Source organism: Ruegeria sp. BF12, assembly GCF_056538705.1.
In genome coordinates, this window is sequence record NZ_JBQFTP010000002.1 from 521,010 (window position 1) to 544,499 (window position 23,490).

The window sequence follows — 23,490 nt, forward strand, 5'->3', positions numbered from 1 at the left end:
AGGCGGCCCTAATGGACCGCCTTGTCTTCATCAATTCCGCTTCTTAGGGCATGCTTAACCCCCTCGGCGTCAATTATGCTTCAAGGATATCATCTTCTTCAGCCGCGCCGGGCGGCATGTCAAACTCCAAACCGTGGGCAGCGCGAATCTTGTCTTCGATCTCAAGCGCGGCGCGGCTGTTGTCGCGCAGGTATTGCTTGGCGTTCTCACGCCCCTGCCCGATCCGTTCATCGCCATAGCTGAACCATGAACCCGACTTTTCGACCACACCGGCCTTAACGCCGAGATCCAGCAGTTCACCCATTTTCGAGATCCCTTCGCCATACATTATGTCGAATTCGACCTGCTTGAAGGGCGGGGCCACCTTGTTCTTGACCACTTTGACACGGGTTTGGTTACCAACCACCTCATCCCGGTCTTTGATCGCGCCAATCCGGCGGATATCCAGACGGACCGAGCTGTAGAACTTCAGCGCATTACCACCGGTGGTGGTTTCCGGGCTGCCGAACATAACGCCGATCTTCATCCGAATCTGGTTGATGAAGATCACCATGCAATTCGAGCGGCTGATCGAGCCGGTCAGCTTGCGCATCGCCTGGCTCATCAAACGGGCCTGCACACCGACGCTGCTGTCGCCCATATCGCCCTCAAGTTCCGATTTCGGCGTTAGCGCCGCCACCGAGTCGACCACGACCATGTTCACCGCACCCGAACGAACCAGCGTGTCGGTAATTTCAAGTGCCTGTTCGCCGGTGTCGGGCTGGGAAATCAACAACTCATCAAGGTCTACACCCAGCTTGCGCGCATATTGTGGGTCAAGCGCGTGTTCCGCGTCAACGAACGCACAGACACCGCCACGTTTCTGCTGTTCGGCAATGCAATGCAGCGTCAGTGTGGTCTTGCCAGAGCTTTCCGGCCCGTAAATTTCAACAATCCGACCCATCGGCAGACCGCCAATCCCAAGCGCGATGTCTAGACCCAGTGAACCGGTCGAGCTTGCATCGATATCCTGCTTGGCGTCCTCGCCCAGCTTCATGATCGAGCCCTTGCCGAACTGCCGTTCGATCTGCGCCAGCGCGCTGTCGAGCGCCTTTTGCTTGTCTGCGTTTTTCTTGTCGCTCATAGTCAGAAGATCCGCCATTGTCCTGTCGCCTTCTCTTTTGTCACACCCTTGATCGGGCGGCAATCGCTGCTTTGTTCGCCTCTTGTTCCTTATGAGACCAAAAAGAGAACATTTCAACTAAAACTTACAATACTTACTGTTGGGCAATTGTGTTAAAGAGTGGTTTACGCCAATCTGCGCTTGTCCAGCATCTCGATAAAAGGCGATTAAATGCTTGTTTTCTATAAGGAACGCCTTGCGTTTCTGGCTGTTCCCAAGACAGGCAGCACGGCTTACCACACCGCCCTAAGCGATCGCGCGGACTTTGTCGTTACCGGCCCGCCCGAGCTGAAACATGCACCGGTGCGCCGCTATGACAGGTTTTTCCAAAACATTTTTCGCAAAATGTACGACACCGAGATGGAAATCATGGCCGTTGTTCGCGAACCGATCGACTGGCTGGGCAGTTGGTACAAATACCGTAGCCGCGACGACCGTATCGGTCACCCGCATTCAACCCGCGATCTGAGCTTTGATGACTTTGTGCAGGCCTATATGCAAAACCCCCGCCCGGAGTTCGCGGACGTCGGCAGTCAGAGCCAGTTTTTTCGCACACGGAACAACGGATTCGGCGCGACACATGTTTATAAATACGAAAACCAAGACAAAATCCTGAACTTTCTGCAGGATCGATTAAACATGGACATCACTTTACAGCGCGAGAATGTTTCGCCTGTTCGCGAACTATCCTTACGGCAGGAAACGGAAAGGAAGTTCCGCAAACACCATGCAGACGAGTTTGCCTGCCACGACGCCGCGCTTTAACGCGTTAGTTCAATTGCTGGAAAACCGCTTCGGTCAGTTGTGTTAACGAAAATGGCTTAGGTAAGAAAGTTGAGTTCGCGATCTCCGGACCGGAATCTCCGAATGCGCCTTCCGTGTAACCTGACATGAAGATCACGCGCACGTCCGGGCGAGTCTCCATCGCTTTGCGCACCCAGGTTGGGCCATCCATTCCGGGCATAACCACGTCCGTGACAAAGGCGTCCACAATCAGGGAGCCGTCTTCCAGCAGATGCAGTGCCTCTTCAGCCGAGGCGGCCTCAAGCACGGTGTATCCCTTCAAACGCAAAGCCCGCGTGGCGAATGCCCGGACCGGTGCTTCGTCCTCGACCAGCAAGACCACACCCTCTCCTTGCCGCGCACTGGGGTTTTCCGGAATAATTGAGTGATCCTGATTTACCTTTTGCGGTGCGGCGGAAACAGGCAAATACACCGTAAACTCAGTTCCCCGCCCCTGAAAACTGTCGACGAATATAAACCCGCCGGTCTGCTTCACGATTCCATAAACAGTCGACAGACCAAGACCCGTGCCTTCACCGGTTCGTTTGGTCGTATAGAACGGTTCGAACACCTTTTGCAGCTTATCCGCCGGGATTCCTGTGCCACTGTCGATCACTTTCACGGTGACGTATTCACCGGGCTGAACTGTCGCGCGATCCCGCCTAAGCGGTTCGGTCAAAGACACAACCTCGGTCTCGATACGCACCTCGCCACCTTCGGGCATCGCATCCCGAGCGTTCACGACAAGGTTCATAAAGACCTGCTCAAGCTGCCTTTTGTCGGCACGCACGGGTTTGAGTACCGGATCATGGCTCAAAGTCAGACGGATTTTCTCACCCACCAGCCGGTTCAACAAATGTATCAGGTCAGAGATCGTGTCGCGTAGATCCAACACTTCGGGCTGCAAAGTTTGTTTGCGCGAGAAGGCCAGCAGCTGGCTGACCAGTGCTGCGGCCCGGTTGGCGTTCTGGTTGATCTGAACCAGATCGCCGTAATTGGGATCGCTTTGATCGTGCCGCAGAAGCAGCAGGTCACAATGCCCCGAAATCGCTGTCAGAAGATTGTTGAAGTCATGCGCCACGCCGCCCGCCAGTTGCCCGACAGCCTGCATTTTTTGCCCCTGCACAAACTGGGCCTCAAGTGTCTTAAGTTCGGTGGCGTCGTTCAGAACGGCCATCAGATACACCCGCCCATTGTTCGTTACACGGCTCAGCGTGACCTGAACAAAAACCTCTTTGTCCTGTCGCGTCAGGCGCAGAAACTCTGAGCGTTGCGCTTCGCCTTCCTCGGCAGCCGTACGCTCTAACCACTCCAATATTGGATAGCCAAGCCCGTGCATGATTTGCACCACGTTCGATTTACCTGGCTGAATCTCTCCGATCAGCTTGGTTGCCATTCGATTGGCTTCAAGAATCTCTCCGTCGGGCGACAGGCACATTACCGGCACGGGCAATTCGACAATGGGTGCATCTCCTTGGTGCGAGCCCTCAGAACTCATCGGAAGGATAAGAAGATCACGCACGGTTCCGGAATTCGACAGTTCGGATATGGTAACAGGAACCTGCCCCTCAGACTTTTCGGCCAGCACAACCTCTCCGGCCATTGGCGCGTCTCCGGGAAAAACCTGTTTCACATTGTCCGGCCTGAAACCCAACAGGTGCTCAGCCGCGCCATTCACGCGCAAAACTGTACCGTTTCGACCCAGAGTCAGAACGGGGATTGCGACGTCATCCCATTGCCCTTCCTCATCAAGGTGAAACCGCCAACAGAACAGGTCATGTCCGACGCTGAATACCGATATGGGAACCGTCGAACCGACGGTTACGATGTCTTCGCGGGCTTTTTCGTGGATCTCGGCGATGGATTGCAGGCGCAACAAAATCGCAGCGGGGTTCGCGAACATCGATTTCAGGCACTGCTCCAGACGCACGCCAGGAAAAGCGTAAAACCGCGTCCTTGCCCGAGAATTTGCGGTCAGAATGTCCCCGTTTGCATTTGCGATCACTGTGGGAAACAGATCCTGTTCGGCAAAAACCGCCATAACCCTGGCAGTTCTGCGCGCTGACCAATCCGAAATCTGGCCGCGAAGTACAACAAGTAAACCGGCGCACAACAAGGACGCCCCAGCGACAACAAATCCTGTGGTCCAGACTGACGGCAACATGCCTGTCAACGGCATCAAGCTCAGCAGCGCACCCAAGACAACCAAGGGTATTAGTCGGCCAAGCGCCGGTGTGTTGCGGAAAGTCGGTTCGGGAAAAATTTCTGCAGTCTCAGACATTAACAACTCGGTGCGGAAGGCCTTGTCACACTCAGCCCCAATTAGGTTAACGCCCTCTTAAAGTCGACGGCGCTCTCTACCTAAAGTTGTTAATGATTGACGCGTTATCGCGTCAAGTGTGCCGAGAAAAAGCCGTCTGCACCGTGTGTTACAAGCCACGACTTCCGAAAAGTCTCGGTCCATTCCGGATATTTTTCACGGAAATCATCGACGATGTCGCCATTTTCCACATCCAGCATCGAACAGGTGGCATAGGCCAACACTCCATCCGGAGTTATCAGCTTGGACGCGGATCTCAGGATGTCGGACTGAATGACATTCAGTGCGTCCAGCTTTTCCTCGGTCAGCGCCCACTTGCCCGCCGGGGCACGCCGCCATGAACCGCTGCCGGAACAAGGCGCGTCGACCAAAACCACGTCAAAGGGCGCTTGTTGCGCGACCTCATCGGGCTGCAGGCATCTGATCTGAACACCCGCGCGTTTGGCCCTGGCAGGCAGATCCCGCATGCGCCCCGTGTTCACATCATGGGCAAAGACCTCAACGCCCGAATGGGCCGCTAGCGCCAATGACTTGCCGCCGCCGCCTGCACAATAGTCCAGCACACGCAGGCCCGGTCGTAAGTCTAACGCCTCGACAACTGCCTGACTTGCCGCGTCCTGCAATTCGACCAAGCCTCCTTTATACGCGAGACCCTGAGAGATTTTTCGGGCACCTTCAGTGACTTCCAAAGCGGTGTCGCAAGCCGGGTGTGCCTGAGCCGTTATCCCTTCCTCTGCCAAGGCAGCCATCGCGCTGGAACGGTCGGTTTTAGCAAGGTTGGCTCGCAAATGGACGGGTGCCCGACCTTGCAGAGCTTTGGCCGCCCCAACCGTCTGATCTCCAAGCGCGGCTTGAAAGCGCGGCCAGAGCCAGTCGGGGATGTCGTATCGTTCCGCATCTGACGTGAAATCGCGCCCAACTTCTTCGCTGCCGATCTTTAAAGGAGCATGTCTGTCTCCGGAAAACAAACCTTCAGGGTCGTCACCGGTTGCGCGGATTGAGCCGATCATCATCCCGCGCCCGGTCAACGAACCGCCCAATGCCGCAAAGGATCGTTTGCAACGCAGCGCTTCGAACACATGGTCGCGAACGGCCGCGCGGTCCTTGGACCCTGCAAACCGGCTTCGACGCGCCCATCCGGTCAGGGCTTTCTCGACCGGTGCTCCCGCAAGGATATCGTCGAGGATTTCAATCGAAGCCTGAACACGCGCTGCTGGGGTCATGAAGTTTTCCGATTTCACTGAATGGCCCGCGAGGGCTAAAAACGCGAAACGGCGCCCTGGTTGGGGCGCCGCGCTGCAAACTCAGTTGCGTCACATCACCCGGTAGTTCGGGCTTTCGCGGGTGATCTGAACGTCGTGCACATGGCTTTCTTTCAGCCCTGCACCGGTGATTTTCACGAAATTGCAGTTCTTCCGCATCTCTTCGACCGTCGCGCAGCCGGTGTAACCCATCGCCGCACGCAGACCGCCGACCAATTGGTGCACCACCGCACTGGCGGAGCCTTTATAAGGCACCTGCCCTTCGATCCCTTCGGGAACCAGCTTGTCGTTTGCTGCGTCCTTCTGGAAATAGCGATCCGCCGAGCCGCGCGCCATAGCGCCGAGGCTGCCCATGCCGCGATAAGATTTGAACGAACGGCCCTGATACAGGATCACCTCGCCCGGGCTTTCATCCGTGCCCGCGATCATCGAGCCGACCATCGCACAGGACGCGCCGGCCGCGATTGCCTTCGCGAAGTCACCAGAGAATTTGATGCCACCATCCGCAATCACCGGAACGTCTCCGGCAGCCGTCGCGCAGTCCATGATCGCTGTCAGCTGAGGCACACCAACCCCGGCAACCATCCGCGTGGTACAGATCGAACCGGGCCCGATGCCCACCTTAATCGCATCCGCGCCCGCATCGATCAGCGCTTTGGTGGCCTCACCGGTTGCTACGTTGCCCGCGATGATCTGAACCTCGTTCGACAGCGTCTTGGCCCGCTTCACCGCATCCAGAACGCCCTGTGAGTGACCATGAGCCGTGTCCACCACGATGATATCAACGCCGGAATCGACCAATTGCTCAGACCGTTCAAATCCCGCATCACCGACCGAGGTTGCGGCAGCCACCCGCAGGCGGCCCAGCCGGTCTTTACAAGCGGTTGGGTTCAGCACAGCTTGTTCGGTGTCTTTCAAGGTAAGCAGGCCGGTCAGCTTGCCGTTTCCATCAACAACCAACAGCTTTTCGATCCGGCGGGCCCGCATAAGGCTCTTGGCTTCTTCCAGATCCGCAGGTTCTTGCAGCATCGCCAGGTTATCAGCCGTCATCATCGCCTTGATCGGCGTATCGTCCGAAGTGGCGAAACGCATATCGCGGTTGGTCACGATGCCAACCACACGACCGCCATCGTCGACTACAGGGAAACCAGTGAAGTTGTACCGCTGAACGAGCGCCTGAGCATCCGCCAGCGTCTGATCCGCGCGCAGGGTTACGGGGTTGTAAACAATCCCAGACTCAAACCGTTTCACCCGCCGTACTTCGCGTGCCTGCTCTTCGACTGTCAGGTTCTTGTGGATGACACCGATGCCACCGGCCTGTGCCATCGCGATGGCCATGCGCGCTTCGGTCACTGTGTCCATGGCCGAGCTGAGCAGTGGGATGTTCATGGTGATCTCGCGCGTCACGCGCGTCGTCGTATCCGCCGTAGCAGGCAGCACCGTCGATGCCCCCGGAACCAAGAGTACGTCGTCAAAGGTAAGCGCCTCACGAATCTGCATCTACTAACCCCATGCAAAAGCCCGTTTGGCGGTGACCCTATTACATGGATTTGAGCCGAGGAAAAGCCCCTGACCTAAACTAGTTTCCCGCTGCAGAGCGATACTACGGTAAAAAACGACGCAAGACGTGCAAAACGTGCCGCTGAATGGCTTTCCCTTTGCGCGTAAACCCATATCTTGCCCGGCATACGCGCGAATACAAAAGGCAGGCCAAAAATGACCACCGACCCCCTTGTCGTCTTTACCCCGTCAGGCAAACGCGGGCACTTCCCCGTGGGTACTCCGGTTCTGACCGCTGCACGACAGTTGGGTGTCGATCTGGATTCTGTCTGTGGCGGTCGCGGGATCTGCTCGAAATGCCAGATCACGCCCAGCTATGGTGAGTTCCCCAAGCATGGCGTCACCGTGTCCGAAAACGCGCTGAGCGAATGGAACGCGGTCGAGCAACGCTATGACGATAAGCGCGGTTTGAAAACTGGCCGCCGTCTGGGCTGTCAGGCCACCGTTCAGGGGGACATCGTGATCGACGTGCCACCCGAAAGCCAGGTGCACCGTCAGGTCGTTCGCAAGGCCGCCGCTGCGCGCGCCATCACCATGGATCCGGCGACTCGACTGTACTTCGTGGTCGTTGAAGAACCCGACATGCACTCGCCCACCGGGGATCTGGAACGGCTTGAGCGTGCCCTGCGCGAGCAATGGAACATCGACGCCGTCACCGCCGATCTGTCGCTGTTGTCCAAACTCCAACCCGTTCTGCGCAAAGGCAAATGGGAGGTCACCGTCGCCGTTCACAAAGGTCACAAGGATGACGTGGCGCGTGTGGTCGAAATTTGGCCCGGCCTGCATGAGCACGGGCTTTATGGTCTGGCGATCGACCTCGGATCGACCACCATCGCTGCCCACCTGACCGATCTGGAAACCGGTGAGGTCAAGGCTTCTTCGGGCCTGATGAACCCGCAGATTCGCTTTGGCGAAGACCTGATGAGCCGGGTCTCCTATTCCATGATGAACCCCGGTGGCGATCAGGAGATGACCAAAGCCGTGCGTGAGGCCATCAACGACCTGACAACGTCGATTGCCGAGGAAGCCGGGATCGACGCCGAGTTAATCGTGGAAACCGTGTTCGTCTGCAACCCGGTCATGCATCACTTGCTGCTGGGTCTCGACCCGGTTGAGCTGGGGCAAGCCCCCTTCGCTTTGGCGACGTCGGAAAGCATGTCCCTGCCCGCGCGCGAGATGGACCTGACCAAGATGAACCCGCGCGCGCAGGTCTATATTCTGCCCTGCATCGCTGGCCATGTCGGCGCGGATTGTGCAGCTGTCGCCCTGTCCGAAGAGCCCGGTAAATCCGAGGACCTTGTTCTGATCGTCGACGTGGGCACAAACGCGGAAATCCTGTTGGGCAACACCAGTCGCGTTCTGGCCTGTTCCTCGCCCACTGGCCCCGCATTCGAAGGCGCTCAGATCAGTTCGGGTCAGCGCGCAGCACCGGGGGCCATTGAACGGATCGAAATAGACCCGGTCACGAAAGAACCCCGCTTCCGCGTCATCGGGTCCGAGAAATGGTCGGATGAGGAAGGCTTCGATCAGGACGTCGCAACGACCGGCATCACCGGCATCTGCGGCTCGGGCATCATCGAGGCGGTTGCCGAAATGCGCATCGCAGGCTTGCTTGACGAAGGCGGTCTGATCGGATCGGCCGAGCAAACCGGCACGACCCGTTGCGTTCCTGAAGGCCGCACCCATGCCTACCTTATCCACGATTCAAGCGCCGAGGGTGGCCCGCGCATCACAGTCACTCAGGGCGACATTCGCGCGATCCAGTTGGCCAAATCCGCGCTTTATGCCGGTGCCCGGCTGCTGATGGATGAGATGGAGGTCGACACCGTCGACCGCGTTGTCCTCGCCGGGGCGTTTGGCGCGCATATCTCGACCAAACACGCGATGGTTCTGGGCATGATCCCCGATGCGCCTTTGGACAAGGTCTCGAGCGCAGGTAACGCCGCTGGCACCGGCGCGCGGATCGCCTTGTGCAACATCGGTTCCCGTGCCGAAATCGAACGAGTTGTGCGTGAGATCACCAAGGTCGAGACGGCCATCGAACCGAAGTTTCAAGAGCACTTCGTCGCCGCCAATGCGATTCCTCACAAAACGGATCCCTTCCCCGAACTGGCCCAGGTGGTCACTCTTCCGTCCCCGTCGTTTAACTCTGGCGGTTCGGAAGAAAAATCTGGTCGTCGGCGGCGCAGGAGGTCATAGTCGCCCCTGAATACGGAGGGGCGACATGCAAACAGCAAACGAAGAACAGGCTGAATACTGGGGCAAATCTCCGTCCGGGGTCAAATGGCTGACATATGAAGATCAGCTAGACGATTTGATGGCCCCGGTTCTGAAACTCGTGCTGGAGCGCGCAGAGCTTCAGCCGGGAATGCACGTGCTGGACATCGGATGCGGCACAGGCGCTAGTTCAATCGCTGCATCCCGGGCCGTCGGTTCGGACGGACATGTTCTGGCTGCAGACTTTTCACAGCAATTTCTAGACCGCGCGGCACGTCGCGCGTCCGATGCCGGCGCCGAGAATATCGCGTTTCAATTCGCAGACGCCCAAACCCATCCATTCGCCGAGGGTGAACGGGATGTCATGATCTCGCGTTTCGGTGTCATGTTTTTCGAGGACACCGTGGCGGCCTTCGCAAACATGGCCCGAGCTTTGAAGCCCGGCGGCCAGATGATCTTTGCCGCCTGGGGTCCCTTGGCCGGGAACCCATGGTTTAAACTGCCCCACGTCGCGGCAACCGAACGCCTTGGCACCCCGCCAAAGGTGGACCGCAATGCTCCCGGCCCGCTAGCGTTTCATGATCGGGAGCGCGTCTGCGGGCTGCTGGCGCAGGCAGGTCTGACCGACATTCGCGTCGAGGCTGCGCCGCTTTCTCTGCACTTTCAAGGAACGCTGCAAGGTTGTGCAGAGCTTTGCACCAGCGTTGGCCCCGCGGCCCGCGTCATCGCCCATTTCGACGGTCAGCCCGAGGATGTAGCCGCGATTCAGCATTCCGTTGCCAACGCGTTCTGTCCCTATGCTACCGGGGACGCCGTTCATATTCCTGCCGAAATCAATCTGTTTCAGGCCCGTCGATCCGAGTGATTGGAACTGGCCGTGTACACCATGTTACTGTTGCAACATGCTTTAAATAACCACAGATCAATTGGAGTCGGTACGGCGTAGTTGTCAGGGTTCAATTGAGTCACATTGGGTATTGCCAGTTGCTTGAACATCGCTGCACGGATTGTGATTAGTCTTCTATCTAGCGATCAATGTCTCGGGTAAATAAGCACTAGTTTGTCTACTGACTCGTCGGGCGTTCAGCACGTGAGCAATTCAATTATTTTTTCCAAACACTATTGTGCGCTTAAGCGAAACAATCGGATTGGAATTCGAGCGGTTATTCTCAAATTGAGTGAACTTTCTTACGCAACGTGTACTCTCTTAATGAGGGCTTCGAGCGCCAAAAATCAAACACCAAGTAATAGGTGAACAGTTTGAGTTTGTACGAGTTAAAGTTGGTGCAATATGAGATTGGGGATTGGCCAAGGTGGAGCGTGGTTTCCAAACGCACGACACACTAAGGCATTGATAAATTTTATACAGTGGAGCCAAGGCGCAGTCGTTTTGGACGCAGCACTGGAAACAATTATAGATGCGTTTGGCGCAGAATGCGGCGTTGTCAGTCGTGTGTGGCTCAACAAGGGGTCTGACAGAGTAGCCGCCCGCGCCGATAGACATAGTCAAAACAGCAAGCGCCCGTTGTTTCTTTCCTTCACGAACGATGTATTGGGCCCGTTCAGCAATAAACCGAAGCGCGCATCAGTTTTCAGTTACCTGGAAGAAGGAAAAGACCCGGCAGACATGTCCTCTCTGGTTCTGGACTGGATGTCCCACCGAAAGCTGCACGACATCCTTTTTCTTTGCCTGGACAACAAGGGGCATGAGCTCGATTTCCTGGAATTGCATTTCCGCCGCGACCGCGAGCAGGAGTACCGCGTCGGCATCGAGGCTATCGCCGAAGAGCTGTCTGAAATTTACCAAAATCGCCGTCCCGGCCTGATTACCGAGGCGTTGTCGCGGCAATCGCTGGTAAAACTCAAAAAACCAACTGAAAACGCGCTAATAATGAGCGTGGATAATCCTGCCGGGCTAACCCGGGCAGAATGGCGAGTGTGCGTACTCATTTCTCGCGGACTTTCTTCACAGTCTATTGGTGAAGAGCTTGGGATTGGGCCTGCAACTGTCAGAACGCACCTGAAGCATATCTATTCAAAAACGGCGCATGACAGTTTTCATAACTTAGCACGTCGCCTTGTTAGCCTCGAGGAACGCGAAGCATTGCATGGGATTCAACGTCAGGCGCAGGCGTAATGCTGGAAGTACCTTGGCAAAGCTGGTTAACGCTTTGGCTTTTTTGTCCCTTGTTTGTGGCCATCGCATGGACGGATCTCATCCATTTTCGAATACCTAACTTCTACTGTTTAGTAGGTGTCGGGCTCTTTGTAATCACAATGCCCTTTCTAGGACTTAATGATATCCCTCCGCGCCTTGCGGTCGCAGCATTGTGCTTTTCAATTTGCCTAGGATTGTTTGTCATAGGTTGGCTTGGCGGTGGCGACGCTAAAATACTTCCCATAGTGTTTTTGGCTGTGCCTTTACCAGCCATCTCCACCTATATGATTTTACTGTCGTTTTCGATGGCGATAGGCTTGTTCTCCCTGGCCCTGCTCCGAAAAGCCGTAAAACACCCTTCTCCGGCGTTTGTAGAAACGATTCAGTCCAACAAATTTCCAATGGGAATAGCAATCGGGTCCGCTGGACTAATTCTGGCCGGCCTGTCTGTCTACGTTACTTTCCCATAAACGTTTGCTGCCCGGCCAATCCAATATCAGAACGTCTCCACCCAACGTATAACGATTGGCGCCAGTATCAGACCAGCAATGGAGGGCAGCATCAGGCTTGCCATAACTGCGGACATCTGCACCGGCAACTTATTGGCTTTTTCCTGGGCGCGAAGTTCTCGCAACTCACGCATTTCCTCGGCATAGGTGGTCAGCGCCGCTGAAAGCGGTACGCCAAACCGGGTTGACTGCAAGACGACACTAACGAAAGAACTCATCTCGTCGATCCCCGTGCGACGCGCCATGCGCATAAGCGCAATTTCCCGATCGCGTCCGGCTTGAATTTCACTCAGAGCAATTAAGATCTCTTCGGACATTTCAGGGGAAACGGTTTGCATATCCACCGCAACTTTTAACAAGGCTTGGTCAAACCCCATACCGGCCTCGATACCGATCTGAAGCAGATCCAGCATGTTGGGAAACGCGTTTTCCATCCGGCGCTTGCGTTCTTTGATGCGGGAGTTCATCCAAAATTGAGGGACAAAGAACCCGATACCACATAGAATCCCCAGATTTCTCAGAATTTCAAAAGCGTTAAGTCCGGCCACGTAGTCAGCGATACGGGCACCGGCACTGTTGGAAGGCTGCCAATAAAGCAGGACCATGAATACCAAAGGCAGAAACGTTGCCAGGCCTAAACGGGTCAAATAGAAGTTTGCGATTGCGTTTTTGCCACGAAACCCTGCGCGCGCAAGAACCTGGCCGACTTCCAGCCTAAGGCTAGCATCGCTTGGAATTAGAGCGGCGCTCAAGCCCGTTGGTTCTTCGCCCTCTACATTATCTGGAACAAGCCGAGCAAGGTTCTGACGCTGTCGCTTGGGAATCATCCGCTCTGCCGCGGTCGAACGCTCGCTCAAAGAGGAAGAGATACCGAAAAATGCGATAATTGCACCCACAGCAACAAGCGCGAAGATCAACAGCTGAGAGTTGAAACCACTATCGAGGAACGTGTTCAAGTACTCCATCTTCACTCTCCTCTTCAGATCCGGAAATTGACAAGCTTAAACAAAATGATGGCGTTGAGCACGATGGCTACGCCAATGGCACTCATTACCGGCCAGAACACGGGATAGTGCATAACGCTGCCGTAATATTCCGGCGTCATAATGGTCATGACCAATGCGATACCGACCGGGATAAGAGAAAGGATGTACGCCGTCATCCGACCCTCGGCCGAAATCGCTTTGATCTTTCTGCGCAGCGACATCCGGGCGCGGATCACGCTGGCCAGAGTCCTAAGTATACCAGCCAGATCACCCCCGGTCCCGTGTTGCATCGTCAGTGCGACCGCGAGGTATTGTATATCTTCTTCCTCGACGCGCTCGCCCATATTTCTGATGGCGGTGGTCAATTCCTCACCGTACGCAACCTGATCGACGACCAGACCAAACTCGGTACCGATTGGGTCTGGCATCTCGTTGGCAACGCTCTGCAAAGTCGTGTTCAAAGGGTGACCGACCTTCAATCCCCGAGACATCAAGTCCAGCGCGTCAGGAAGCTGCTTAATCAGAGCTGCTTTCCGCTTCTTCAGGTTTTCACCCAAAAAGATCAAAGGCAAAACGATGAAACACAGCGCACAGATCGGAACGACTTTCATTGGGTCAGCAACCATTGAGCCACCAATCGCCGAAATCAGGAAAGCCGCACCACATCCCAGCAGGAACATTTCGGGCAACATGGTCAAGCCTGCAGCAGCCAAAGCTCCTGGCAAGTCACCGACCAAAGGAAATGACTTCATGAAAGGCTTGGCTTCCTGCGGTTTCAGCAGATCCAGCACATCCTCGCCCGATTTACCCTGGTTGAGCATCTGAATGCGGCGGTTGATAGCTTCTTCCCTGTTTTCGCCGCGTTTCAGAAACTGACGAATACCCTCAAACGCAATTAGCGCACCGATGAAGATGAGCAGTGAGATAACAAACCGCCCGTCAAAACCGGCTATCTCCATTTCGGGCCCGATGAGCACATCGAGGTTCACGTTTGGTAGGTAGGACCGAATTTCTTCCAACATGTTCTGCCCTCCTCAATTGAACTTGACGTTGGACAGGTCGACGCCAGCTGCGGCCAAGGCGTCGCTTGACTTTGGGCGAATGCCGGTTGGCATGAACTTACCCAGAATGTTCCCGGCCTCATCCTTGCCCTCGCGCTTGAAGACGAAGATATCCTGCATCGTGACGATATTGCCCTCCATCCCCGTAATTTCAGCGATGGACGTGACGCGGCGCGTGCCATCGGACAAACGATTGAGCTGAAGAACAAAATGAATGGCCGACGCAATGGTCGCCCGGATGGCCGCATGGGGCAGTTCGATGCCACCCATCTGAACCATTTGTTCGACACGCGACAGCGCATCTCTAGGACTGTTGGCGTGAACGGTTGTCATGGAGCCGTCGTGGCCTGTGTTCATCGCCTGAAGCATGTCGAACGCCTCAGATCCACGAACTTCGCCGACGATGATGCGATCCGGACGCATGCGCAGAGCGTTCCGGACCAGATCCCGTTGCGCAACCGCGCCGGTTCCATCCAGGCCTGCTGGCCGGGTTTCCATTCGTAGAACATGTTCCTGCTGCAGCTGAAGTTCAGCGGCGTCTTCGATCGTCACGATCCGTTCGCGGGGGCTGATGTAGGAGGACAGCGCGTTCAACATTGTCGTCTTACCGGAACCGGTCCCGCCAGAGATCAGAACGTTCATTTTGGCTTCAACCAAACCGCGAAGTAAGGCTGCCGCACTGTCGTTCAAAGCCTCGTTCTTGATCAAACGTTCCATTGTCAGAGGTATCCGGGCAAATTTCCGGATAGACAGCGCCGGCCCATCCAAGGCACATGGGCGAATGATTGCGTTGACGCGGCTACCGTCTTCCAGACGCGCGTCCACCCAAGGCTGACGTTCATCGATACGGCGCCCAACGCGGCTTACGATCTTGTCGATGATCCGCAGCAAGTGACGCTCGTCCCTAAATCTGGCCGAGGTATTCTCAAGAATCCCAGAACGTTCGACAAAGATCTGTTTATGCCCATTCACCAGGATGTCGTTGATGGTCGGATCCGCCAGCAGAGGCTCCAACGGCCCTAGCCCCAAAACCTCATGCATCAACTCTTCGACCAGTAGCTTAACTTCCTCGCTGCGCATCGCGCGGCCTTCCGCCCGCAACAGTTCGGTCACGTGTTTGCCAATCTCACCGCGCAGCGTTTCTTCTTCGACCTTCTCGATAACCGCGAGGTTGAGCTTGTCCAAAAGCGAATTGTGCATCCGCGCCTTCAGGTCGATCCGGTCCGCCTCCATGTCGCGCTGTGCGGCAAGCTTCTCGGCCTCAAAAGCGGTGACCTCTGCAGGTTCTTGGTCGACCAATTGCCTCGCGCCCAACGGCACAACTGTTGCTGTCTTTGGTCCTGAGCGCCCTGTTCTGTCGAATTCACGGAACATATCTTTTTACCCTTTTTATTCTATAACCGTCACAAACTTGAATGTTGCCTCAGTGATGCACGACACGCGGAGGCAAAGCGGCAGTTGTCTGTTGGGCCAGCTTCCTGATTGCCCGGGTCAAGGGAGCCCGGTTCGATACGTCCTGCAGCGGGACACCTCGGTCGACCGCCTCACGCACGGTCCGATCATCCTTGGGAACCCAGAACGCGAAATCCCTCTCCAGCAGTTTCGCGGCTGCGCGATGATGCGCCGCAGGAATGATCGGCTTTTTCTCAAGGTTCGCGACAAGCTGAATTTCCAGCGCTGGATTCTCGGACTGGTAAAAATCTATCAGCTTTCGCGCCGACCGAACCGACGGCACTGCTACGTCCGTGACAAGGTACAAGCGATCTGCCTGGCTCAGGACGGGCGTAATCCACTCGACCAACGCACGCGGCAGATCAACGATCACATAGTCATGGCTGCGCTTGAGACAGTCCAAAATCGCGGCAATCTGTTCTTCTTTCACCGCGCTTAGCGGACCGAACCGCGACGGGGCTGAAAGAACATCCACACCACATGGCGACTTGATCATGGCTTGTTCTAGGAACGCAGCATCCGGAATGCTTTCTTCCATCGCCATTCGCCACATTGCGTCGCTTTCCTCCACATCCATCAACGCGGCAAGCGAGCCGAACTGGAAGTCTAGGTCCACAAGTGCGACCTCATTCGTGGCTTTCTTCTTGAAGAACCCCTCTTTCGACTGCAGCTCGTTTGCCATGTTGGCAGCAACGATCGACGATCCTACGCCACCGCGAGATTTTGCAACGGCGATGACTTTGCCTTGTGTTGCCTGCCCTCCCCAAAGGGCAGGCAACTGCGCTTGACGACGGGCGCGAATTTCATCGAGCTGAGGAACGATTTCCTCGTTGATCGCTGTTCGCGGCAGCACGTCGTCCACACCAAGCTTCCTAAGCTGGCGCGCTTTTTCCAATGGAAGATCTTCGGATGCCAGCGCAATGATGATGGCGTTCGGCATTCTGGCGTCGCAGATCGTGCGCGCCGTTTGCATCAGGTCGTCTGACTGATCATCGACATCAAACAGAACGACATCGTGACGGGCCGTAAGCGAAACCGCAGCACCGTTAACCCCGCTTACGGTATCCTGACGACCGGTAAAGCGGCAGTTGGCCTGTCCGGCAAGAGATCCTTCGATTGCCGAATAGATTTGCTCGTCCGGCGAAATCAACAAAACTGAAATCTGTTTGGCACTCATGATCTTACTCCTTACTCAACGGCCCCGACGGCCAAATCTTCGGCCGGTACCGATGTACTCATTGCAGGGATTGAAATAGTGTTCAGTTTACTTGAGGTGATTGACGGATCGCTTGCAGCCAATGCAGCCAGGGGTCCCAGAGGCAGCGCAAAATCGAACTCGAGATCCACGATTTCCGCCGTCACTACAGGCGTATAAGGCCCCCCGAGAAATCCCAGACGGGTGTCGTGAGAATAGGTGAACTGCACGTTTGCTGCGGTTGAGCCCGGTGGCAGAAGCATTTCGATTTCATCCCAAATGCGTTCGCCATAGGCCATCGACGTGTCGAGTTGACACGGGGGAGGCAGGTTAGGAACTGCACATATGTTACCACTGCGGCACAAGGCACCAAACCGCGTGTTTGCGGGTGCCGAACTGGACAATTCGTGGTCAGGGGGCAATGCGCCACAAAGTGGAGGACCAACAGTTGCCAATCGCGACGCAACCTGCATGGCTTTCTGCGCCATAGTCGTTGACCAATACAGGCGGCCATAATCGAGTATGCCGAAGATAAGGACCAGGAACAGTGGGATCACCATCCCAAGCTCTACCAGAGCGCCGCCCTTCTCGTTACGCCAGAACGATCGGATGATATGCGTCAGATGTCTCATACCCCGAAAATCCTGCTTTGATCGGAAATTTCCGTGGTGAGCGGCCCAAGCCCTGCCCCAAACAAGCTGAACATGTTGCCGAACAGATAGTCGATCTGGATCTCAGCCGTAACTTCGACAATCGAGGTCGGATCGACCCTGTACGCGCCAGACCGCGAGACACATGTGGGTGTCACATCAATGACGGTTGTGCCATGTGGCATGATCGACGACCCGCCCAACTGGTTTTCGACAATAGTCGTTGCCATCCCGTCATACCCTCCGACGCCGCCTGAAGTGCACGCGTCAATCGGCGCAATTCGGGCAATCATGCGAGAAGCGTCGCGTACTCCGGCAGCGGCTGCCTGATGGATCCATGTAATGCGCCCACCTTCAATGATCACAGCGAAGAACAGCAGGATCAGGGGCAACACCATCCCGAACTCGACCATAGGCGCGCCGGATTCACAGTGTTTCATACGGGTTACGAGCGTGGTCAGTTTTTTCATCTGTACAGCCTCACAACATCGCGGAAGATGCCATCGTCGCTGCTGCTGCCGACACCGCCGCCAACCTGTTCCACCACTTCAACGTAAATATCGAAATCAGTGCCGGAGGACTGTTCCAACGGCTGGATCAGAAAGACCTTAACGAATTCTTTGACCGGTACATCCCTTGCGCGGCCAGAGACCGGGTTAGCGTTACAATCTATGGCGGCTGCAATGAAGGTCCGGCGATCCGGATCGTCCAGAGTCTCCCTGGCGCATTGAGGGCGACCCGTTTCACTGCGGTCAGAAAGAATATTGCCCCCCGCAGACCTGCCAACCTCGTCCAAATACATCTGGTACCGCGTGGTTCCGCTTGGGTCGCCCAATGGATGCGGCGTCAGACTGCCATCAGGACCGTCGCCATAGTTCATGTCCAGATATGCAGTCCGCCCGGACGACCAATCGCCATCGCCAAACCGGCCGCCGTGGGCGCATGAACCGGACGCAAAGCAGTCATCCGGCGGAAAAGGCATTGAGTCGCTTGAAACCGTAGGGTTGTTATTCAGGCAGCTTCCACCTGTGTTTTCCCACCCAGCGATAACCTGAGGGCCAGGCGAATACGCAGGATCATTTCTCAGATTGCTCATGGTCGAATGGAATAGGTCAAAGCGCGAGTTGTAGATCGCACTGCCGATCCCGTTCCGCTGTCCGGGCTCAGTGTCGACGCCGCGCTGCGAAACACATTGCGTCAAGTTGCCATGCGCGGCGATCAGGCAAATGTAGAGCCTGGCACCGGTTTCCCCGGCACAAGGGCCATTCGGGTTGATGCCAATATCCGTCGGATCAAGGAACCCAAAGTTTCCAGGCCCCCAAGCAGAGTTGTTTCCGCCCGTGCGCAACTTGATCGCAGCACCTTCGTTTGCATCTGCTGTCCAGTTGGGTGGGATGCAAAACATCAATGGTGTCACATCGCAGGCATATTGCGTGTAACCAGCGATCGCGACCGCGTTCACATCCTCGTTCGGTCGGGTGACGCCCAACAAATCAGCCAACGCACGCCCGAAGGGCAGAAAGACGGTTCTGGGTGTTGCCGTGACCTCGACCATTACAGCACGCGCCGGGTCGGTTGTTGCGAAGCCCGCAACCGAATCTTCGTCTTTCGGATCATCGTCAGGTGACGGCAGTCCGGTCAAAAACCGCAGCGAAAAATCCGCGGCTGAACCAAGGTCCTGGCTACCGTCCGCAAAGAACTGGGTATCTTCGATCATGTTCTCGGCAGCGTTGGTCGCCCGAGTAATGGCGTCATTGTTGCCATCCAGTTCTCCGGCCGCGGCCAAGGCTACGTGATCCGTGTAAGCCTGAAGATCAGTTTGGGTCGAGGCCAAACGTCCCAAGTCGAACGTCAGAGCCGCCATTCCCATTATGACCACCATGCAAATCCCGACAAAGACAAGAATTGTCCCCTCTTCGTCTCTCTTGAATTTGCGCGGAGAAAACATGCCCTCAACCTTTCTGCCAATGAACTGCGAAATAAATCAATTTGTGCGGGTCTCGTTTGTGGCGACCGGTACTTCCTGAATTTCGGACGTCCCACGGCGCACCTTGACGATCGGTTTCGGTGCTCCGTCAACGACCGGAGATTTCTCAAGCAGGATGTCACTCAGTCGAATAGCCTCTAGAGGCTCGTCTTCGACGGTTTGTAAGGAACGCAGCGACAGGCTGAGTTGCCCGGCCTTTTGCGCCAGCGCCAGTCGTTGGCCCTGTTCCGGCGTCACCTCGACTGTCACAGTGCGCGCAATACCGGGTTCGTCCAATTCTTCGTCAGCTGTCTGATCGACGCCAACAACCCGGATGTTCTGCAGGATTGTCACCGCCCGCAATTCTTCGTTCTTGCCTCGGGTCAGTACAATGTCGACGAAGTCACCAGGTGTCACAAACCCGCCAACACCAGTCTGGGCATCAACATTGATGGCCATGGCCCTATTGTTTTCGCCAAGTGTTTGAACGATAGTAACTTTTTCCCCAAATTCCGAGACTTTCGAAGCCAGCAACAACTCGCCCTGTGCCAAAGCACGTTTGGCCCGGCGAGGCTCCCCGCCATTTGCTGGAAGCACATCATCGAAACTTGTAAAAACTCCTGCGGGAACTGACTCCGATGGCCAGTCGATGGTCGTCAACTTGTAGCCTTCGATCGGCGTGCCAAATGGGATTGCTTCGGCCACGGCCACAACACGCACGATCGTCGGATCGGCATTGACCTGGCTGTTCCGAATTTGCTCTTGGGCCAACATTACTGCACCGCCAGCTAGCCCAACCCCCAAAATGGTCATCATTAACGATTTCAAACGCATTGTATCCTCCAATACTCAGGGCTACGGACCGACTTGCTGAACCTGCGTTTGCGCGACGAACAACAAATAAATTCTCTGGATATTTTCTCTGTCTTGCCCCCCCGCAACTCAACGGGGAGGCAAGAAAGTTAAAGTCCGAACAAAATTCCAGTTTACGGACGGGTCGCGGCTGCATCCGCTGCAGTAAAGTTCGCGAGAGTTTCTGCGCCGAGGTCGGTCAGCACAAAGCCGCCAACCGCAATCGCAACAAACAGCGCGATGCCGTATTCAACCAGCGTTGCACCGCTTTCGTCACGGCGAAGGCGTACGAAGATCTTACGAATTCCATTCAACATAATTTTTTCTCCAGTCTGTTTTTGACTATGCGCGGACTGCGCACAGACTCGAGGTTTTCCCCCTAGCCTGTTGAATCTGTAACAAGCGCGGGCCGCACCAACGCCCCCCCAAACAAAAACTTTTTCCCGCTAAAAGTGTTTTCTTTTCGTCTCGAATAAGTTTTTAGATAACTCCATTCGATCCAAATTTAAAAACATCAAATTCACAAACCCATCAAAACCCAATTCACTCTCTCGTGGAGTTTTATGTCTACACCCTTTAAATGCGATCGAAGAAAGTTCGACCTCTTTAGTCGCACCACTACATTAACGGAAAGCAAAACGACCCCATTCCTTCCCCCCAAGGCAAACGGATCCCTACCAAAGGATCAGCAGATCCAGACCGACCCACGAAAGCGCGACTTTGTCAGCAACATCGACCTCTTCCCTGGGTGAACGAACAACGTCACCACCAACGCACAGCAGTTCCTTATCGGAACGATATCCCCGCAAGACTTTTCACGTGCGAGTTGCGTTCATGTTTGTCTGTCGAAGATTTCCTGCACTTGAGATCCGCCAACCAACCGGCGTGAAATGTGCTTTGAGAACGCTGCAATCCAGCAGTATAAAGCAAGATGAATAATAGTTTAACAATTTGTTATTACTACATTAAAGCACGATCCACCATAATGAGCACAAGCGAACGTCGTGAAGTAGTTTTCCAGACCTCTAAGAGGGGGATGCATGAACAAAACTATTGTCAAACATGCCACGCCAAACAAGCAGACTAGCCGGTCGGTTCCTCCACTCAAATTGCTGGAGGAGCAAAGGATTGCGAACACGTCGAAGCTTTCCGACTTTCCTCCGGTAGACGTCGCGTTTCTTGAGATCGCAAACAACAAGTGGCTCAGGGCAGCGAGTCAGAAAATCTCTGAACCATAACTAATAAATTCCCAAATCACTTTAGGATTTGGCGATCTTATGATTTACTTGTCCTTGATATCACTGGGGCAGAACAGCACCCGAGACACATAAAATAATACTTAAAAAGAAAGACAAAATCAAAAAAATCCGATTTTGCGGTTGGTACTTCTGATAACAGATTCGCCTTAAAAACTGCGCTAACTTTTTACACTTTTAAGTTGTTCTGATTAAATACCCAACAGCTCCTTTACGGCAGCCTCGACCTCGTCCGTAACCGGCTTGTTGGCAGCTTCTTCAAGTGCTTCCCTTTCAAGGACCTCCTGATCCTCTACTTGCTCTGCCAGATCCTCTACTTCCTGAACCGTCTCTTCGTACTCTACGGCCGCCCTTCTTTCGTCCCTCAAATCCCTGGCAACTTCGACTGAGTCCGCCAGTTCTTCTTTGGCCTGATTGAGCTCATCCTCGAGCGATGGATCAGTTTCGAATGCTTCTTCCAGTTCTTGAACGCGATCTCTGTTTTCACGAACGTCCGTCACGGCGTCTTTAAGATCATCTTCAATCTCCGATATTGGTCGCTCCGGTTCTTGCAGCCCCGCGAGGAAGTCCTCTCTGTCAGCTAATTCGTCACGCAGTTCGTCGCCTTCAATTACGGTATCCCGGTAGGTCGCGATACGACCGACACGCGAGTTAGGCGCCGCATTGCGTAGCGCGTTTTCGCTGGCATGAGCTGCGTTCAACGCACCCAACTCGGATGGATGTGCTCCAAGCACGTATGCCATTTCATGTTTGATTGTCCGGGCTTCAGGTCGAGTTGAAGTCGTTACTAGCGTTCTCTTTTCAACTGTGCGGCGCACTTTGGTTGAGCCAGTGGAGTGAGATTGAGGCTTTGTCGTTTTTTGCCTTGCTTTTTTTCCTCCAAAAACTTCCCTCAGAGACAATTCAACTCTCTCAAGGACATTGTCTCTATTACGTGTCGATTTCGAACGTCCGAGATTTGATTTGCCAGCTAACGTTTTCTTACCTTTCTGCAGGTCGCCTCTACTGCCGGCCACGGATTTCGACTTACTATTGCCAGCTCCGATGCCTTTGCCTGCACCGTTACCTTTGGCCTCACGACTGGCATTTCCGTTGTCGCCAGAGTTTCCTTTTCCATTACCGCCTGAGTTTCCGTTGCCGTTGCCGCCGGAGTTTCCGTTCCCCTTCCCGCCGCCATTTCCGTTTCCTTTGCCCTCTTTAGCGAAAGCAAAATCAGGGGCCGCAACAGTTGAAACAACTGCCGCGCCCCCCAAAAGGGCGATAACGATGGTAGTCGCTTTCAAAAAGCAGGACGATTTAACTCCCATCACTCCCCCAATGCCAAAATTGGACCTTTTTTCTCTTCTAGTCTCGGAGCCCAACGAGTGGTTGAGCCGAATCACCAAACAACCTCTTTAGTTGACGGCAACGTAGATGAACGACCGCGAAACCGGTCGTTCACCTGGGGTTCACATTGCGACGGGTAGAGTTTGATCGGATAGTTTCGTGCAAAGAGAGAATATGAAAACGCTCTTAATACTTGCCTGCCTGGTGTCCTTCTTCGTTGCTGGAGACGTGCATGCCGACGCCCAGGAATTGAGGCAGTCGGAACTCCGCAAGGCGACCACATCAGGACAAGCCATCCGCTTGAAGCGGGTCATCAAGGGTGTGGAGAGAGTTTTCGGCGGAACCCCGGTTGACGCCCGGGCTTTTAAAACGGACGAAATCTACTACCGAATTCTCGTTAAAAAGCCTGATGGAGTGATTCAGAGCGTGATTGTCAACGCAAAAACCGGGGTCGTCGTTTCCAATCGGTCTAATGTCGGTCGTCAGATTTCGAAAGCTGCACAATCCTCGCCGGGTAATGCGCAAAGCGCCGCTTCAATTGCCAGGAACGCCAACAGAAGCCCGAATGCGTTTGGTAGCAGGAGCAATTCCGACAATAGGGGGAACTCCGGCGGCAACGGGAACTCCGGCGGCAACGGGAACTCCGGCGGCAACGGGAACTCCGGCGGCAACGGGAACTCCGGTGGCAACGGGAACTCCGGTGGCAACGGGAACTCCGGTGGCAACGGGAACTCCGGTGGCAACGGGAACTCCGGTGGCAACGGGAACTCCGGTG

Annotated in this window: 20 protein-coding genes; 6 read left to right on the forward strand and 14 right to left on the reverse strand. The window is 55.1% G+C overall.

Translation table 11 applies throughout. From position 1 onward, the window contains the following. Positions 1 to 73: 73 nt before the first annotated feature. Positions 74 to 1,141 (reverse strand): recombinase RecA, encoded by a 1,068-nt coding sequence (gene recA, locus ACR0J0_RS05545; RefSeq protein WP_480661867.1) that lies wholly within the window; start codon positions 1,139 to 1,141, stop codon positions 74 to 76. Positions 1,142 to 1,333: 192 nt separating this feature from the next. Between recA and ACR0J0_RS05550 the strand changes: the two genes are divergently transcribed. After that, on the forward strand, positions 1,334 to 1,927 hold the full coding sequence (locus ACR0J0_RS05550) for a sulfotransferase family 2 domain-containing protein (protein ID WP_480661869.1): 594 nt from the start codon (positions 1,334 to 1,336) through the stop codon (positions 1,925 to 1,927). A 4-nt stretch (positions 1,928 to 1,931) separates the two neighbouring features. Here ACR0J0_RS05550 and ACR0J0_RS05555 read toward each other — a convergent pair whose 3' ends face one another. From ACR0J0_RS05555 to guaB, 3 genes are all read right to left on the reverse strand, one after another. Beyond that, positions 1,932 to 4,226, reverse strand: coding sequence for an ATP-binding protein (locus ACR0J0_RS05555; RefSeq protein WP_480661871.1), 2,295 nt, complete (start codon positions 4,224 to 4,226; stop codon positions 1,932 to 1,934). A 104-nt stretch (positions 4,227 to 4,330) separates the two neighbouring features. Further along, the gene (locus ACR0J0_RS05560) at positions 4,331 to 5,488 is read right to left on the reverse strand and encodes an RsmB/NOP family class I SAM-dependent RNA methyltransferase (protein WP_480661873.1); all 1,158 of its coding nucleotides are present in this window, start codon (positions 5,486 to 5,488) and stop codon (positions 4,331 to 4,333) included. A gap of 90 nt (positions 5,489 to 5,578) precedes the next feature. Next, positions 5,579 to 7,027 carry an IMP dehydrogenase gene (gene guaB / locus ACR0J0_RS05565; protein ID WP_480661875.1) on the reverse strand — a complete coding sequence of 483 codons (1,449 nt, stop codon included), beginning with the start codon at positions 7,025 to 7,027 and terminating at the stop codon, positions 5,579 to 5,581. Positions 7,028 to 7,243: 216 nt separating this feature from the next. Here guaB and ACR0J0_RS05570 point away from each other — a divergent pair, with 216 nt between their 5' ends. The 4 genes from ACR0J0_RS05570 (at position 7,244) to ACR0J0_RS05585 (ending at position 11,932) form a co-directional block, all read left to right on the forward strand. Continuing rightward, positions 7,244 to 9,286: an ASKHA domain-containing protein gene (locus ACR0J0_RS05570; protein WP_480661877.1), complete on the forward strand. Its 2,043-nt coding sequence runs from the start codon at positions 7,244 to 7,246 to the stop codon at positions 9,284 to 9,286. 25 nt (positions 9,287 to 9,311) lie between these two features. Continuing rightward, positions 9,312 to 10,169, forward strand: a complete 858-nt coding sequence (locus ACR0J0_RS05575; RefSeq protein ID WP_480661879.1) for a class I SAM-dependent methyltransferase — start codon at positions 9,312 to 9,314, stop codon at positions 10,167 to 10,169. A gap of 525 nt (positions 10,170 to 10,694) precedes the next feature. Beyond that, the gene (locus ACR0J0_RS05580; RefSeq protein WP_480661881.1) at positions 10,695 to 11,441 is read left to right on the forward strand and encodes a helix-turn-helix transcriptional regulator; all 747 of its coding nucleotides are present in this window, start codon (positions 10,695 to 10,697) and stop codon (positions 11,439 to 11,441) included. Then, the gene (locus tag ACR0J0_RS05585; RefSeq protein ID WP_480661883.1) at positions 11,441 to 11,932 is read left to right on the forward strand and encodes an A24 family peptidase; all 492 of its coding nucleotides are present in this window, start codon (positions 11,441 to 11,443) and stop codon (positions 11,930 to 11,932) included. The genes ACR0J0_RS05580 and ACR0J0_RS05585 overlap by 1 nt, the downstream gene beginning before the upstream one ends. A 26-nt stretch (positions 11,933 to 11,958) precedes the next feature. Here ACR0J0_RS05585 and ACR0J0_RS05590 read toward each other — a convergent pair whose 3' ends face one another. From ACR0J0_RS05590 to ACR0J0_RS05635, 10 genes are all read right to left on the reverse strand, one after another. After that, positions 11,959 to 12,936: a type II secretion system F family protein gene (locus tag ACR0J0_RS05590; protein WP_480661885.1), complete on the reverse strand. Its 978-nt coding sequence runs from the start codon at positions 12,934 to 12,936 to the stop codon at positions 11,959 to 11,961. A gap of 14 nt (positions 12,937 to 12,950) precedes the next feature. Then, positions 12,951 to 13,979, reverse strand: a complete 1,029-nt coding sequence (locus tag ACR0J0_RS05595) for a type II secretion system F family protein (RefSeq protein ID WP_480661887.1) — start codon at positions 13,977 to 13,979, stop codon at positions 12,951 to 12,953. Between the two features lie 12 nt (positions 13,980 to 13,991). Then, on the reverse strand, positions 13,992 to 15,392 hold the full coding sequence (locus ACR0J0_RS05600) for a TadA family conjugal transfer-associated ATPase (protein ID WP_480661889.1): 1,401 nt from the start codon (positions 15,390 to 15,392) through the stop codon (positions 13,992 to 13,994). A 49-nt stretch (positions 15,393 to 15,441) separates the two neighbouring features. Then, a complete protein-coding gene (locus ACR0J0_RS05605) occupies positions 15,442 to 16,647 on the reverse strand; it encodes a CpaE/TadZ family protein (protein ID WP_480661891.1) in 1,206 nt (401 codons plus the stop codon). 11 nt (positions 16,648 to 16,658) lie between these two features. Beyond that, the gene (locus ACR0J0_RS05610) at positions 16,659 to 17,297 is read right to left on the reverse strand and encodes a TadE/TadG family type IV pilus assembly protein (RefSeq protein WP_480661893.1); all 639 of its coding nucleotides are present in this window, start codon (positions 17,295 to 17,297) and stop codon (positions 16,659 to 16,661) included. Next, entirely contained in the window at positions 17,294 to 17,785 is a 492-nt protein-coding gene (locus ACR0J0_RS05615) for a TadE/TadG family type IV pilus assembly protein (protein ID WP_480661895.1), read from the reverse strand. The genes ACR0J0_RS05610 and ACR0J0_RS05615 overlap by 4 nt, the downstream gene beginning before the upstream one ends. Further along, on the reverse strand, positions 17,782 to 19,263 hold the full coding sequence (locus ACR0J0_RS05620; RefSeq protein ID WP_480661897.1) for a pilus assembly protein TadG-related protein: 1,482 nt from the start codon (positions 19,261 to 19,263) through the stop codon (positions 17,782 to 17,784). Before ACR0J0_RS05620 ends, ACR0J0_RS05615 begins: the two co-directional genes overlap by 4 nt. A gap of 36 nt (positions 19,264 to 19,299) precedes the next feature. Then, positions 19,300 to 20,115, reverse strand: coding sequence for a Flp pilus assembly protein CpaB (gene cpaB / locus ACR0J0_RS05625; RefSeq protein WP_480661899.1), 816 nt, complete (start codon positions 20,113 to 20,115; stop codon positions 19,300 to 19,302). Between the two features lie 152 nt (positions 20,116 to 20,267). After that, positions 20,268 to 20,450 (reverse strand): Flp family type IVb pilin, encoded by a 183-nt coding sequence (locus ACR0J0_RS05630; RefSeq protein ID WP_480661901.1) that lies wholly within the window; start codon positions 20,448 to 20,450, stop codon positions 20,268 to 20,270. Between the two features lie 1,130 nt (positions 20,451 to 21,580). Next, entirely contained in the window at positions 21,581 to 22,696 is a 1,116-nt protein-coding gene (locus ACR0J0_RS05635) for a hypothetical protein (RefSeq protein ID WP_480661903.1), read from the reverse strand. 193 nt (positions 22,697 to 22,889) lie between these two features. Here ACR0J0_RS05635 and ACR0J0_RS05640 point away from each other — a divergent pair. Beyond that, positions 22,890 to 23,490 (forward strand): PepSY domain-containing protein (locus tag ACR0J0_RS05640; RefSeq protein WP_480661905.1); only part of this gene is annotated, 601 nt, incomplete at its 3' end.